The sequence below is a fragment of the Dehalogenimonas alkenigignens genome, from assembly GCF_001466665.1.
Lineage (GTDB): Bacteria > Chloroflexota > Dehalococcoidia > Dehalococcoidales > Dehalococcoidaceae > Dehalogenimonas > Dehalogenimonas alkenigignens.
In genome coordinates, this window is sequence record NZ_KQ758903.1 from 1,449,107 (window position 1) to 1,463,043 (window position 13,937).

14 protein-coding genes are annotated in these 13,937 nt (G+C 58.8%); 7 read left to right on the top strand and 7 right to left on the bottom strand.

From position 1 onward, the window contains the following. Positions 1-7 precede the first annotated feature (7 nt). From purD to DEALK_RS07585, 4 genes are all read left to right on the top strand, one after another. On the top strand, positions 8-1,258 hold the full coding sequence (gene purD, locus DEALK_RS07570; RefSeq protein ID WP_338032947.1) for a phosphoribosylamine--glycine ligase: 1,251 nt from the start codon (positions 8-10) through the stop codon (positions 1,256-1,258). Between the two features lie 63 nt (positions 1,259-1,321). Beyond that, entirely contained in the window at positions 1,322-1,780 is a 459-nt protein-coding gene (gene purE, locus DEALK_RS07575; RefSeq protein ID WP_058439633.1) for a 5-(carboxyamino)imidazole ribonucleotide mutase, read from the top strand. A gap of 72 nt (positions 1,781-1,852) precedes the next feature. Continuing rightward, complete coding sequence (gene purB / locus DEALK_RS07580) at positions 1,853-3,205, top strand: adenylosuccinate lyase (protein ID WP_058439634.1); 1,353 nt, start codon at positions 1,853-1,855, stop codon at positions 3,203-3,205. Between the two features lie 79 nt (positions 3,206-3,284). Beyond that, positions 3,285-4,199, top strand: coding sequence for a phosphoribosylaminoimidazolesuccinocarboxamide synthase (locus tag DEALK_RS07585; RefSeq protein ID WP_058439635.1), 915 nt, complete (start codon positions 3,285-3,287; stop codon positions 4,197-4,199). A gap of 72 nt (positions 4,200-4,271) precedes the next feature. Here DEALK_RS07585 and DEALK_RS07590 read toward each other — a convergent pair whose 3' ends face one another. The 6 genes from DEALK_RS07590 to DEALK_RS07615 all read right to left on the bottom strand — a co-directional run bounded on the left by DEALK_RS07590 (position 4,272) and on the right by DEALK_RS07615 (position 10,421). After that, positions 4,272-4,622, bottom strand: a complete 351-nt coding sequence (locus DEALK_RS07590) for a DUF6717 family protein (protein WP_058439636.1) — start codon at positions 4,620-4,622, stop codon at positions 4,272-4,274. A 2-nt stretch (positions 4,623-4,624) separates the two neighbouring features. Continuing rightward, positions 4,625-5,212, bottom strand: coding sequence for an imidazoleglycerol-phosphate dehydratase HisB (gene hisB, locus DEALK_RS07595; protein WP_058439637.1), 588 nt, complete (start codon positions 5,210-5,212; stop codon positions 4,625-4,627). Beyond that, the gene (hisC, locus tag DEALK_RS07600) at positions 5,209-6,294 is read right to left on the bottom strand and encodes a histidinol-phosphate transaminase (RefSeq protein WP_058439638.1); all 1,086 of its coding nucleotides are present in this window, start codon (positions 6,292-6,294) and stop codon (positions 5,209-5,211) included. Before hisC ends, hisB begins: the two co-directional genes overlap by 4 nt. 65 nt (positions 6,295-6,359) lie before the next feature. Further along, on the bottom strand, positions 6,360-7,676 hold the full coding sequence (gene hisD / locus DEALK_RS07605; protein WP_058439639.1) for a histidinol dehydrogenase: 1,317 nt from the start codon (positions 7,674-7,676) through the stop codon (positions 6,360-6,362). 106 nt (positions 7,677-7,782) lie between these two features. Beyond that, positions 7,783-9,186 carry an ATP phosphoribosyltransferase gene (gene hisG, locus DEALK_RS07610; RefSeq protein WP_058439640.1) on the bottom strand — a complete coding sequence of 468 codons (1,404 nt, stop codon included), beginning with the start codon at positions 9,184-9,186 and terminating at the stop codon, positions 7,783-7,785. Beyond that, positions 9,183-10,421 (bottom strand): ATP phosphoribosyltransferase regulatory subunit, encoded by a 1,239-nt coding sequence (locus DEALK_RS07615; protein WP_058439641.1) that lies wholly within the window; start codon positions 10,419-10,421, stop codon positions 9,183-9,185. The genes hisG and DEALK_RS07615 overlap by 4 nt, the downstream gene beginning before the upstream one ends. A gap of 675 nt (positions 10,422-11,096) precedes the next feature. Between DEALK_RS07615 and DEALK_RS07620 the strand changes: the two genes are divergently transcribed. Both DEALK_RS07620 and DEALK_RS07625 read left to right on the top strand, forming a co-directional pair. Then, positions 11,097-11,543 (top strand): NfeD family protein, encoded by a 447-nt coding sequence (locus DEALK_RS07620; RefSeq protein ID WP_058439642.1) that lies wholly within the window; start codon positions 11,097-11,099, stop codon positions 11,541-11,543. 2 nt (positions 11,544-11,545) lie between these two features. Further along, positions 11,546-12,319 carry a slipin family protein gene (locus DEALK_RS07625; protein ID WP_058439643.1) on the top strand — a complete coding sequence of 258 codons (774 nt, stop codon included), beginning with the start codon at positions 11,546-11,548 and terminating at the stop codon, positions 12,317-12,319. A 168-nt stretch (positions 12,320-12,487) separates the two neighbouring features. Here DEALK_RS07625 and DEALK_RS07630 read toward each other — a convergent pair whose 3' ends face one another. Then, the gene (locus DEALK_RS07630) at positions 12,488-13,255 is read right to left on the bottom strand and encodes a biotin--[acetyl-CoA-carboxylase] ligase (RefSeq protein WP_058439644.1); all 768 of its coding nucleotides are present in this window, start codon (positions 13,253-13,255) and stop codon (positions 12,488-12,490) included. An 81-nt stretch (positions 13,256-13,336) separates the two neighbouring features. Here DEALK_RS07630 and DEALK_RS07635 point away from each other — a divergent pair, with 81 nt between their 5' ends. Next, positions 13,337-13,912 (top strand): DNA polymerase ligase N-terminal domain-containing protein, encoded by a 576-nt coding sequence (locus DEALK_RS07635; protein ID WP_058439645.1) that lies wholly within the window; start codon positions 13,337-13,339, stop codon positions 13,910-13,912. The last annotated feature ends 25 nt before the right edge of the window (positions 13,913-13,937 follow it).

Sequence of the window (13,937 nt, forward strand, 5' to 3'; positions counted from 1 at the left end):
GAAAGTACTGGTCATCGGCAGCGGCGGGCGTGAACACGCCATAGTCTGGAAAATTAAGCAGAGCCCCAGAGTCGAAGCGGTTTTTGCCGCTCCCGGCAACGGCGGCACGGCGAATATCGTCGAGAATCTGGATATCAATCCTGCCGATGTCACCAAACTGCTAGATGCCGTCCACGCCTTGGGCATTGACCTGGTCGTCATCGGTCCGGAGGGACCGCTGGCTGCCGGCCTGGCCGACGAATTCCAGTCCCGGCTGATTCCGGTCTTCGGCCCGTCGCGGGCGGCGGCGCAACTGGAATCGTCAAAAACCTTTGCCCGCAGCCTGATGGAAAAATATGCCATCCCGTGCGCCAGGGGCAAGTCCTTCACCAACTTTCTAGAAGCCAGGGCTTATTTAAAGGCCCAGTCAGCCCCGCTGGTGGTTAAAGCCGACGGCTTGGCCGCCGGTAAAGGCGTCTCCGTTTGCACGACGCTGGCCGAAGCTGAATCCACGCTCCAGAAAATGATGGAGCAGAAGGTTTTCGGCGCCGCCGGCAACCGGGTGATCATCGAAGAATACCTGATCGGCCAGGAAATGAGCTACCTGGCTTTTACCGACGGCAAGACTATCGTTCCCATGCCTCCGGCCTGTGACTACAAACGCGTTTACGAAGGCAATACCGGTCCCAACACCGGCGGCATGGGCGCCTACTCACCGCCGCCCTTCTTCGATAACAGGATGGGAGCCAGACTCGACGCCACAGTTATGCAGCCCATCGTCCGGGCGCTGGCCGAAGAGGGTATCCGCTACCGCGGCGTCATTTATGCCGGGTTGATGTTGACTGATGACGGGCCTAAGGTACTTGAATTCAACGCCCGTTTCGGCGACCCGGAGACCCAGGTCATCCTTCCGCAACTCAAGACCGACCTGGTGGACATTATGCTGGCGGTTATTGAGGATTCACTGGATAAAATCATTGTTGAATGGGAGAAGAGAGCCTGCGTCACGGTGGTAATGGCTTCCGGTGGCTACCCGGAAGAATATAAAAAAGGATTACCCATTTCAGGTCTGGATGCCCTGGACGCCGGAGTGACGGTTTTTCATGCCGGAACACTGGCTGCCGACGAAAAAACAATCACCTCGGGCGGCCGTGTCCTCTCGGTAACCGCCTGCGGCGACGACTTCGCTCAAGCCCGAGACCTCGTCTATGATAATATTAGCCGCATATCCTTCGAAGGCGCCCACTTCAGGCATGATATTGCCCTGTTCGGAGAATAGTGGTTCAAGTACGGGCTTCAATCAATGAGAATGGCTTATGGTTGATTCAGCAGGAGGCTACACATGCCTAAAGCAGCCGTGATCATGGGATCTTCATCGGACATGGAAATCATGAAAAGCGCCGCCGATGTGTTGACTAACATGGGCATTGATCACAAGGTTTTTGTGATGTCAGCCCACCGCCAGCCGGAGAAGGTTCACGCATTCTGCACTGCAGCCCGTGCAGAGGGCTACGAAGTCATCATCGCCGGCGCCGGCGCCGCCGCCCACCTGCCCGGCGTCATCGCCTCATGGACGACGCTGCCGGTCATCGGCGTGCCGATACCTTCGAGCTCCCTGAACGGAGTTGATTCGCTTTACGCGATCGTCCAGATGCCGGCCGGGGTGCCGGTGGCCACCATGGCTATCGGTTCGGCCGGGGCCAAGAACGCCGCGTACTTCGCCGCCCAGATGCTCGGCCTGAAATACCCGGAGATCGCCAGCGCCTACGAACACTTCCGCGCCGGATTAAAGAGCGGTTAGCCGATTTTTTCTTCCCGCATATGCGGTGAATCTGAAAATTTATACTACTATTTCACAGGACAGGAAACGACCATGATCGAACGTTACAGCAGATCCCAGATGAAGAAAGTCTGGAACGACGAGAACAAGTTCGCCAAGTGGCTGGAGGTTGAGATCGCCGTTTGCGAAGCCTGGGCAAAAGAAGGCGTCGTCCCGCGGGAAGCCCTGCCCAAGATCAAGATGGCCCGCCTCAACCTTAAGCGCATGGAAGCCCTGCTTAAGGAAACCCACCACGATATGACCGCTTTCCTCGGCGCCGTGGCTGAGAGCCTTGGCGAGGAGTCCCGCTTCATTCACCTGGGACTGACTTCGTCGGATGTGATGGACACGGCCACCAGCCTTCAACTGGTAGAAGCCTCGGCGATACTGGCTGATGATGTGAAAGACCTCATCGCCGCGCTGGGCAAGCGCGCTCTGGAGCATAAGTACACCGTCATGGCCGGCCGCACCCACGGCGTCCACGCCGAGCCGATCACCTTCGGCCTTAAGCTGGCGCTTTGGATGGAAGAGATGCAGCGTAACCGCGCCCGGCTGGCCGAGGCGGCCAAGGTCATCGCCGTGGGCAAGATGTCCGGCGCCGTCGGCACCTACGCCACCGTGCCGCCGGAAGTCGAGGAATTCGCTTGCGAAAAGCTGGGCTTGATGCCGGCGCCGGTTTCCAACCAGGTCATTCAACGCGACCGCCACGCCCAGTTCATGACCACCCTGGCCATAATCGGCGGCTCACTGGAGAAGTTTGCCACCGAGATCCGCGCCCTGCAGAAGACCGAGGTGCGAGAGGCTGAAGAGCCCTTTGGCGCCGGCCAGACCGGTTCTTCAGCTATGCCCCACAAGCGCAACCCGGAACTGTGCGAGCGGGTCACGGGCATCGCCCGGCTGCTCCGCGGCTACGCGGTGACCTCATTGGAGAACATCGCCCTGTGGCACGAGCGGGACATCTCGCACTCGTCAACGGAACGGGTCATCCTGCCCGACGCCTGCCTGGTTCTCGACTACGCGCTCAATATCTTCACCTCGGTCATCAAGGGCATGACCGTCTTCCCGCAGCGCATGCGCCAGAACATGGACCTGACCCGCGGTCTGCTGTTCTCGCAGCGAGTGCTTTTGGCGCTTATCGACAAAGGATTGTCCCGCCAGGCTGCCTATAAACTGGTGCAGCGAAACGCTATGGCCGCCTGGACCGGCGAAGGCAACTTCATGGATCTTTTAAAAGCCGACGCCGAGGTCGCCGCGGCGCTGCCCCCGGTTGAACTGGAAAAGGTCTTCGATTACAAGTTCTACACCCGCCACGTCGACGACATTTTCAAGCGCTTGGGCTTGACCGCCGCCCAGTGGAAATCCCGCGCCGAGTCCGGTCCGGAAAAACTGTCGCCGCAGTCTTTATAAAACAAGATGTCTCATGCTGGACCAGAACAAAGAGACACGGCTTATCGTGCGCTCCCTGGAATACTGAAGAGGTAATTACATGACCGACAACCAGGTCGTTCTCAAGACCGACCTCCCCCTGAAACGTTTCATCTCCGGCAAAGTCCGCGATACTTACGACCTGGGGGAACACCTTCTCATCGTAGTCACCGACCGCGTGTCGGCTTTCGACGTCGTCTTGCCAGCCGGCATCCCGGACAAAGGCCGCGTCTTGAACCTCATCTCCGCCTTCTGGTTCGGCAAAACGAAAAACATCATTTCCAACCATGTCGTCGCTGTCATCGAGGACGTGAGGCAACTCGACGAGTTCATCCCGGAGGCGCAGCGCTTCGACTACCCCAAATACCTTGAGGGCCGGTCGATGGTGGTTAAGAAGGTCAAGCGGCTGCCGGTGGAGTGCGTCGTCCGCGGTTACCTGGCTGGTTCAGGCTGGTCGGAATACAAGAAGCGCCAGTCGGTCTGCGGCGTATCGCTTCCCGCCGGTCTGCGTCAGAGCGAAATGCTGCCGGAGCCGGTCTTCACCCCAACCACCAAAGGCGAGGATACCCATGACCTGCCGATGACTTACGAGGAAGTCGAAAATACCGTCGGCCGTGACCTGGCATTAAAGCTGAAGTCGATGAGCATCGTCCTCTACGCCTATGCTCGCGACTACGCCCGACATCATGGCATCATCATTGCCGACACCAAGTTCGAGTTCGGCCTGAATGGCGACAAGCTCATACTCATCGACGAAGCGCTGACCCCGGACTCATCCCGCTTCTGGGATGAAAAGCTCTACAAGGTTGGCGAGCCCCAGGACTCCTACGACAAGCAGCCCCTCCGAGACTGGCTGGAAAATTCCGGCTGGAACAAGGAGCCGCCGGCCCCGACGCTGCCGCCGGAAGTAACCGAATCAACACGGCGGCGGTATGTTCACGCCTTTGAGGTTTTGACGGGGAAGAGGCTGCCTTAAACTACTCCACTCACTCCTTGGTGCTCGGCGCCCAGTCCGCAATCCGCGGGTCGATGCGGTTTGGTTGAATGATTACCTCGCCTTCCCTTCCGCCCTGACGTAAATCCGCTTCGGTGCTTCATCGAAATATTTGAAAAGCGCCGGGCAAAGCCACCCCTCCTCGCTCCTCCCTACCTCCCGGTACCAGTTGCCGCCCGCGTCTTCTTTCACCCATTCCAAAACACTCTGATGTCCCAGGAACTGCGTTGCCGAAAAGAACAATTTGAATCCTTCTCTAGCGTTCAGGATGTTGTCCACTAACCGGTCTATCATCTCCGGAATCCCCGCGACAAACGGTTCTCGGACGAGCCCGGCCGCTGCGTCATCGAATACCCAGTTGCCATAGTAGAGATACGGGTAGATGATCATGATCGAGTTAGCCATTTCTACTCCACCCACTCCTTGGTGCTGGGGACGCGGTCCGCAATTCGGTGATCTATGCGAGTGGCCTTATCCAGCGCCCGGCCCAGAGCCTTGAACACCGCCTCCACCTTGTGGTGGTCATTGGTGCCGTAGGCCACACCAGCATGCAAATTCAGCCGCCCCTCCGCGGCAAAGCTCTCAAGGAAATGGCGAACCATGTCGGCAGGGAAGCCAGCCAGGTCGTTGTTCTCGAACTCCATATTCAGGACCGAATAGCCGCGTCCGCCCAGGTCAACGGCCACGGCGGCCAATGTCTCGTCCATAGGCACCGTGGCGTCAGCGATACGCACCAGTCCTTTTTTGTCTCCCAGCGCTTCATTGAACGCCTTGCCCAGAGCGATGCCGACATCCTCAACCAGGTGATGCACGTCATCGCCCGTGGCTGATACCTTTATGTCAAATACGCCGTGGCGAGCGATCTGTGACAGCATGTGGTCGAACAGCCTCACCCCGGTGCGCATTTCATCTTTACCGTTGCCGTCAATATCGACGAAGACTGAAATGGTCGTCTCCTTGGTTTCCCGTTTAACCGTGGCTTTGCGTTCTGTCATGTTATCTCCCCTATTTTTCGGAGTTGGGCAATCAACCGATCAGTATCCCCGGGCCGGCCGATGGAAAAGCGAAGGTAATTCTCCATCTGCGGCGAGTTGAAGTAGCGCACCAGTATCCCGCGGCGCTCAAGTACACGCTGGATCTCGGCCGCGTCTTTACCATTGATTTTACACAGGATGAAGTTGGCCGCCGAAGGGTAAGGCTTGAGGTACTCTATCCCCGCTAGCGCCTGGAACAACCGCTCCCGCTCTGAAACGATTAACCTCACATTGCTCATGAGGTAATCGATGTCCTTGAGCGATTCCCTGGCGGCGGCGACCGCGGCAGTATTTACGCAGTACGGGTCTTTGATGGCATCCAGACGCGTCACTACGTCTTCTGGAAATAACCCGTAGCCGACGCGCAACCCGGCCAGCCCGGCCCATTTGCTGAAAGTCCGCAACACCATCAGGTTGGGGTGTTTTCCGATTTCTGGCGCCATTGTCTGGCCGGTGAATTCGTAATAAGCCTCGTCGACGACTACTGGAAGACCGGTCTCAAGTATTTTCTCAATTGTCCTTTTGGAGACTTGAGTGCCGGTGGGGTTGTTGGGCATGGCGATAAAGACGAGTTTGGTCTTGTTCGAAACCGCACTTAACAGTTTTTCAGGGGTGAAGTTAAAGTCTTGGTCCCGGGGCACGCCAATGAATTTACCGGCAGACAGTTCGGTGAAAAATTTGTACATGGCAAAGGTCGGCGTGGCGGTCAGCACCTCGTCGCCGGGGCTGATAAACAGCCGTACCAGTAGATCGATGAGCTGGTCGGAACCCGATCCTGCGACGATTCTATCGGCAGGAACGCCGGTATAACCAGCCAGCGCCTTCCGCAGCTCCGTCTGGCAGGAATCCGGATAAATATGGGCGTCATTGAAAGACGCAAAGGCAGATCTCACCCGAGGCGACGGACCGTAAACGTTTTCATTGGCATCTAGCTTGCAGATGCCCAGCGCCCGCGTCACGTCGTCCAGCGCCTCCGGTGACTTGCAGGCGGCGTATCCGGCAAACCTGTCCAGTTCCGGGCGCATAAACTTTTTCAGATCCATTTCCCCTCCGTCGTTACGAGGAGTCCTGCCGCAGAAGGACGACGAAGCAATTCTCCCGTTCGTACCTAGATCCGGTCCATCCGCAGTCTGAGCGCCCTCTCGTGGGCGGTCAGCCCCTCGGCCGCGGCAATAGTTGCCGCCGCCGGCCCCAGATTTTTCACCATCCCGTCATCCACCCGGACGACGTCGATTATCTTGATGAAATCGAGCACATTAAGTGGAGATGAGAATCGTGCCGTTCCCGAAGTCGGCAGCACGTGGCTCGGTCCGGCGATGTAGTCGCCGAAGGCCACCGTCGCCCGCGGCCCGGTAAAGACGCAGCCGGCACTCTCTATCTTCGATAATACTGCCTCCGAGTCCGCGGTCAGTAGAAGCAGGTGCTCCGGAGCGTACATATTGGACAATTCCACCGCCTCTTCCAAGCAGTCAACCACGGCGACGCAGGACATATTTGACAGGCTCTGGTGAATGACGAACTGGCGCGACATACTCTCGACGACACGATTCAGCTCGTCGGTTACGGCTTTAGCCACCCGCTCCGAGGTCGTCACCAGCACCGTCGTCGCCAACGGGTCGTGCTCCGCTTGAGCCATCATGTCCGCGGCGATATATTCCGGCTTGGCGGAATCGTCGGCGATGATAAGCACCTCGCTCGGCCCCTGCAGCCCGTCAAGGGCAACCATGCCGTAAAGCAACCGCTTGGCCACGGTCACAAAAATGCTGCCCGGTCCGCAGATTTTATCGACCTTGGGCACCGTTTTTGTACCCACCGCCAGCGCGGCGACGGCTTGCGCTCCGCCGATCCGGAAGACGCGGTCAACACCAGCCAATTTGGCCGCAGCCAGCGTCGGCGCCGGCACCCTGCCGTCTTTGCCTGGCGGTGTTACCAGACAGACTTCGGCAACGCCAGCCACCCGCGCCGGTATGGCCGTCATCAGGACACTCGAAGGATAGAAGGCGGTGCCGCCTGGAGCGTAGCAGCCGACGCGCTCCAGTGGACGGTAGATCTGCTCCATGGACATCTGGTTGAAACCGGAAAACAGAGCCTCGCGCTGACGCTGGTGAAAATCCTTGACCCGGCCGGCGGCCAATTCCAGGGCATCTAGAAGAGACTTGTCGACCGATGCCGCCGCAGCATTGATCTCTGCCGGGGGTACTTCAATAGCGCTAATCTCGGCTTTGTCATATTCTTTAGTGAGGCGCCTGAGGGCATCGTCGCCGTTCTCCCAGACATCATTTATGATGCCCTGGATCATCCCCTCAAGGTCATGTATCTGGTAGCGGAGCGACAGCGTACGACGTGTAGCCTCGGAGACGAATCCCCCGTGGACCCGGCGACGTAAAATCTTGGCTGCAGCTCTGAATCCTATTACCGTTTCCACGCGAAACTCCAGCGCCCCTGCTCATCGACAGGATAGCAACCGAGGATCATGGTGACGGGGCGGCAGTGGGATATATGAATGTCAGGATTGAAATTTGGCATTGGTGTTACTTAGCCTGGTCGAGCGCCTTCCCCAATCTTTCCACCAGAGCCTCCATCCTCTTCCGTTTTACCGGATTGTCTGCCGCCCGGGTATTGCCGATGACGCAAGCGGTGGACTCGAACAGCGTGTCTATGATGCGCAGGTTGTGCCGGGCAATGGTGCCGCCGGTTTCGGTATTTTCGATTAGAAGGTCGGCATCCTCCGGCAAATAGGCCTCGGTCGAACCCCAGGTAGGCGCGATGCGGTAGCGGCCGAAGTGATTGTTGCGGGCGTACTCATCGGCGATGTTGATATATTCTGAAGCGACCCGCAGATTGCGGTTCCGAAAATGCTCCTTAAGCTCTGCTGCGTTGGTCACCGGCACCTCGTTAGCCACAACGGCGACAATGCGCACCCAGCCATATTTGAGGTCAAGCAGGCGTTTGACCGGGGAGGCCGGGAACTGGTGCAAATGGTCGGTCAGCCAGTCCCAGCCGGTGATGGCCAGGTCAAAGTTGCCGTTAGCCACCTGGATGGGCATATCCTGCGGCCGAATCGTTTTGATGGCAAAACCCTCCAGGTCGCTTTTGGGCCGCCGGAAGCCGCGGTCGGATGGGTAGTCTTCGATCCCAATACCGGCGGCGTCGAGAATTTTCCTCACGTGCGGCTGCTGATGACCATCGGGCAATGCCAGCCGAACGACATCGGGGGCGTACTCGTGATAGGCTTCGAGGGCTGCCGCCGTTTTCGGCGGCGCATCTTCGTTAAGCTCTACGGCTGGCGGCAGGTTAGCCAGAATCGACGAGATAGCCGCCGAGAGGTCTTTGGAGGCCAGGCTTTCGCGGTTGGCTATCAGAACGGCCTTGAAGTCGAGGACTTTCGACAGGACTTTGAGGCCTTTTGATATGAGTTCGCCCGCGCTCTTGCGCGGCAGGATGACCACCTCGGCTGTCTCCGGCGGGTAAGCCTCCGCCGAGCCCCACAGCGGGTAGACGGCGTAATTTTTGAGGCGCAGCTGGATGGCCAATTGCTCGGCCAGGTTGGGGTATTCCGAGGCCAGGCGCACCTTGTCAGTGCGCCTGGACAGGTCGGCCAGCGAGGCGATGCCGTCGCCCGCCGCCGAAGCCGCGTAGAGGGCGCCGTGGCCATAGCCCAGAACCCTGACCTTGACCAGCGAAGAGAGACGATAGCGGGAGACAAGTTCCTCCACCCAGTCGGCGCCGCAGATACCAAGGTCGTAGTTGCCGATTGCCACCTGGATGGGGATGTCCTTTTCATGGAGCATCTTAGCCGACAGCTCCGGGTATTTGGCGCTGGTCAGCCGGTACAGCCGGGCTTTGGGCTGGTAGTCATTAAGCTGCCAGCCGGCACGGTCGAGGAGTGCCGCCGTATCCGAAAGCAGGCGGCCTTTGGGCAAGGCGACTCTCATTCTTCAGAGGCCTCCCCGCCCAGCATCTCTACCAGTTCTTCGACTGTCTCGAACTCGAACTCCTCGTCCGTTTCAGTATCGGACAACACCAGCAGGCCGTCTTCGGTGATGTTAAGAACCCAGTCATAGTCCATGACGTCGGGGTCGCCAAGTTTGATCTCGGCGGTGTAGTCGGCGTCTCGAAGATCAGTGGCCACGGCGAAAGCCCGCGCCTCGTCGCCGGGCTGGAAGCTGACCAAAAAGCGGTCTGGTTCTTCCATCTCATATTCGGCCATATCTATGAACTTCATCAGCTCGTCCAGGTACAGGGCGAAGCCGGCCGCCGCCCTGGCAGGGCCGCCCATCAGAGCGATGAGGTTGTCATAGCGGCCGCCGCCGCCGACGGTAACCCCATTGACCGAAAGGTGGAAGATGGCGCCGGTGTAGTATTCAAAGCCGCGGCCGGAGGCCAGGTCGATCTCATAGGGCACGCCGACGTCGTCGAGGGTATCGAGTGTGGCGGCGAAGTCTCCCGCCGCTGCCTCCAGCTCCGCGGAGTAGCCGAAGAGGGACCTGAGATTGGAGAGGTAATTGGATGAGGTCCCGGTTACGCCAAGGAGAGTTTTAAGGCCGGCTAGAAGTTCCGGATTGGACTCGGCCAGCCGGCTCATCACCGACTCGTTGCCGTCGAGGATATCATCGAACAATTTGTGACGGGCCTCCGGCGACGGTTCGAGCTGAGCCAATACCGCCTGAATGACCCCGGAATGGGAGATTTTTATGCGGCCCTCAAGACCGAGCAGTTCCAGCGTCTCAAGAGCCATACGGGCGAGTTCGGCATCGGCCAGGGGGCCGCTGCCGCCGATCAATTCCGCGCCGCATTGCCAGCGCTCCCGGCCGCTGCCCGGCTTCTCCTCAAAGAGGAAAGTATTTACCACATAGAAAAGACGGGCGACTTCACGGTCAGCCAGGGAATCGGTGTACAGGCGGGCGATGGGGATAGTGCCGTCCGGCCGCATGACCACGCGCTCGCCGCTCCAGCCGTCCCAATCCAGGAAAGAAAACACCTGCCCCAGCATGCCGGGGGTCAGCGTGCCGGTGGCGGTGAACAGGTGCAGGTACTCCAGCGTGGGAGTGCGCACCTCCTCGTAGCCCCACTTGAGCGCGGTATCAATGAAGACGGATTCCGCCAGGCGGAATTTCAGCATTTGTTCGGGGACCAGGTCGCGGCAGCCGCGACACCTCTCTTGAGTCATGATTTCTCCTATACTGCTTTTGTTGGACACGGAGATTGTACACCAGGGGCATATTACGTTCAAATGTGGCCATCGGACGGGGTTTGTTTTTGTTTGCCGGTGAAGTAACCACTTTTTCCGGAAACGATGCCGAAATCGCGCGATGGGCTGAAGGTGTGAAACGATTGTCGTCTGGTTTGGGAACAAATGCTGCTTTCACAGCGCCGAAGGCGTCGTGACCAACCGTTTCAGAACCGACCGGGTTCATGACCGGAACAAACAAAGCCGAAGGCAGCGGGGACGGATTAATAGAACAAGACGGCCTCCAGATTCAGAGTGGACAAACGTACTAATTTGGTTCATGCCGGGCATTATAGCACACCCGTTCCCAATGGCTGTCAAGCGAGTTTTGTCGTTTTTAGCGGGTGGGGAAAAATATACCTGTACAGACAGGATGATCAGCAGGCGCTCATGTGGCCGGGGGAAAGCGATCCCCGGGGTCGCCCTTAACAATCTCTCTTTGTCTTCCCCTTGGCGACAGGTCAGAACCGAAGGCGCATCCGGAGGCGGCAGGCCGCGTCGTTTCAGTTGAAGGCTTGGAGGCGGGCAGGCGCAGCGAGCAGGGCCATAATATTCTGAAGATAGCCTGTTGCGCCCCGTGCTATAATCAAAAGGCACCTGTCAAGGAGGCTACCGATGAATATCGCCGGCATCCTGCTGATCGCTCTGGCCATCGCTTTTTTTATCGTCGAATTCTTCACCTCCGGCTACGCCCTGTTCGCCGCGGCAGGACTGCTCTCCCTGATCCTCGGCCTGGTGCTTGTTTTTAATTTCGCCGTGCCGCCGTGGGTTACCGTTACCCTGCTGGCCCTGATCCTGGGACTTTCGGCAACCGCCGCCATCCTTATCTGGCGCCGCGTTGCCGAGGCGCAAAAACAGAAGATCGCCACCGGAAATGAGGAGCTTGTCGGCCAAACCGCCCGCGTTCATGCTCCGCTGCAGCCGGCCGGCAAAGTCTTTATCCAGGGCGAAATCTGGTCGGCGGAACTGGACGCCGGCAGGGCTGAAATCGGCGAGCAGGTTACCGTTACCGGTGTTCAAGGCTTAAAACTGTCCGTAAAGAAAAACGCGCGAGGAGGATAGATATGGAAGCCGCTCTCGAAGCACTCGTTCCCTGGCTCATTTTCTTGCTCTTCCTGGTGATCATTCTGGCTCTTTCGGTCAGGGTTGTCTCCGAATATGAACGGGGCGTCATCTTCCGGCTGGGCCGCCTGGTCGGCGCCAAAGGCCCGGGCATCTTCTTCCTTATTCCTTTCATTGACCGCATGGTCAAAATGGACCTGCGCGTCGTGACCATGGACGTGCCGGCTCAGGAGGTCATCACCCGGGACAATGTCACCGTGCGCGTTAACGCCGTTATCTACTTCCGGGTTGTCGATCCGCAGGCGGCGGTCGTCAAAGTCCTCGATCACATCCGGGCGACCTCCCAGATTTCGCAAACGACGCTCAGAAATGTTCTGGGTCAATCGGAACTCGACGAACTCCTGGCCAACCGCGAGAAGCTGAACGACGTGATCCAGGACATCATCGATAAACAAACCGATCCCTGGGGCATCAAAGTTTCGACGGTAGAGATAAAAGAAGTGGAACTGCCTGAGACGATGCGCCGGTCTATGGCCGCCCAGGCCGAAGCCGAGCGCGAGCGCCGGGCTAAAATAATCCACGCCCAGGGCGAGTTCGAAGCCTCAACCAAACTTGCCCAGGCGGCCGACATCATCGCCAAAGAACCGGTGACGCTTCAACTGCGGTATCTGCAGACGCTGACCGAGATCGCTTCCGAGCGCAATTCGACGGTGATTTTCCCCATCCCCATCGACCTCATCAGCATGTTCATGAAGGGATTTATCAAAGACAAGTAGAGACATAGCGCGTTATATCCCTGACGGTCGGGGTTCTCAGATAAGGGCAATTTTGCTGCTCAGAATTGAGAATAACAGCCCGCCTCGAGCCTGTCGAAGTGGTGGTCGTAAGATAGGCAGCCAATCCCCGTTCATGGTTCGACAGGCTCACCACCAGCGGATTTCAGGCTACGGCTTCAGAGTAACATCACCGGCGACGACGACATATTCGGCGCCGTCGTCTCCAAGGATGACCAGGGCGCCGTCGGCGGTCACTTCGGCGGCGACTCCCTCGACGACCGTTCCGCCGCCGCTGGCGGTCACCCGGCGCCCCAGGGTTACCAGGCGGGCGCGCCAGAGATCCCGAAGGGCCGCCGGGTCGAACGAGGTGTAAAAAGCGGCTATTTCATCGACAATCGCCCGCAGCAGCCGCGGCGTGTCGATTTTTCGGCCTGACTCGGCCGACAGGCTAGTGGCGATGCCGGCAAGATCGGGCCAACCGGCCATATCCATGTTAACGTTCACACCGATGCCGATAGCCGCATAGGTCTTGCCCCTGGCGGTGCCGCTCTCAACCAGAATCCCGGCGACTTTCCGGCCGCCGATGAGAATGTCATTGGGCCACTTCAGATCGGCTTTCAACGGCGCGGCTGCCTCTATGGCCTCGGCGGCCGCCAGCCCGGCCAGCATGGTGAGGTACGGCAACTGCTCTGACGACGGGTGAAGCAACAACGACAGCGACAGAGAGCCGACCGGCGACACCCAGGCGCGAGACAGCCGACCGCGGCCTTCGGTCTGTTCCGCAGCCACTACCAGGGTACCCTCCGGCGCCCCCTTGTGTGCCAGTTCTCTGGACCGGTCCATGGTGGAACCAATACGCTCATAGGTCAGTATATGCTTGCTCCAGCGACACCCGGAAAGCGCGTCTTCCACGCTGCGATAGTCTAGTTTGTTCATAGTTAAAATTATAGCATCGGCCGGAGCGGCGGGCTATCGCCTGCGGCCTCTGAGGCCTATAATTAGCCCGGGAGGTCGGAGATGAAAAATCAGGACAAACTCAGTGAATATCGGGCTAAGCGGGATTTTCAGAAGACCGCCGAGCCGCCGCCGGAAACCGCCGCGCCGTCTGAAAAGCCGGTATTCGTCGTTCAGAAACATGCCGCTTCCCGCCTGCACTACGATCTGCGCCTGGAGATCGACGGCGTGCTGAAAAGCTGGGCGGTGCCCAAGGGGCCGTCAATGGACCCGGAGGTCAAGCACCTGGCGGTGCCCACCGAGGACCACCCCATGGCCTACGGCGGTTTTGAAGGCACGATACCGGAGGGCGAATACGGCGCCGGTACGGTCATGGTCTGGGACACCGGCACCTACCGGAATATTAAAGCCGAGAAACCCAGGCCGGAGTCAATGGCGGAATCATTCGACGAGGGCAGAATCGAGGTGTTTCTCGAGGGCAAGAAACTGGCGGGGCGTTTCGCGCTGATCAAGACCGCCCGCGGCTGGCTGTTTTTCAAAATGAAAGATGAGTACGCCCGTGCCGGCGATATCACCGCCGAGGCGCCGGACTCGGCCATTTCCGGCCGAAATCTGGAACAAATCACCGCCGGGCGGTGAATCGTTTGCCCGTCTCCCCCGCGGA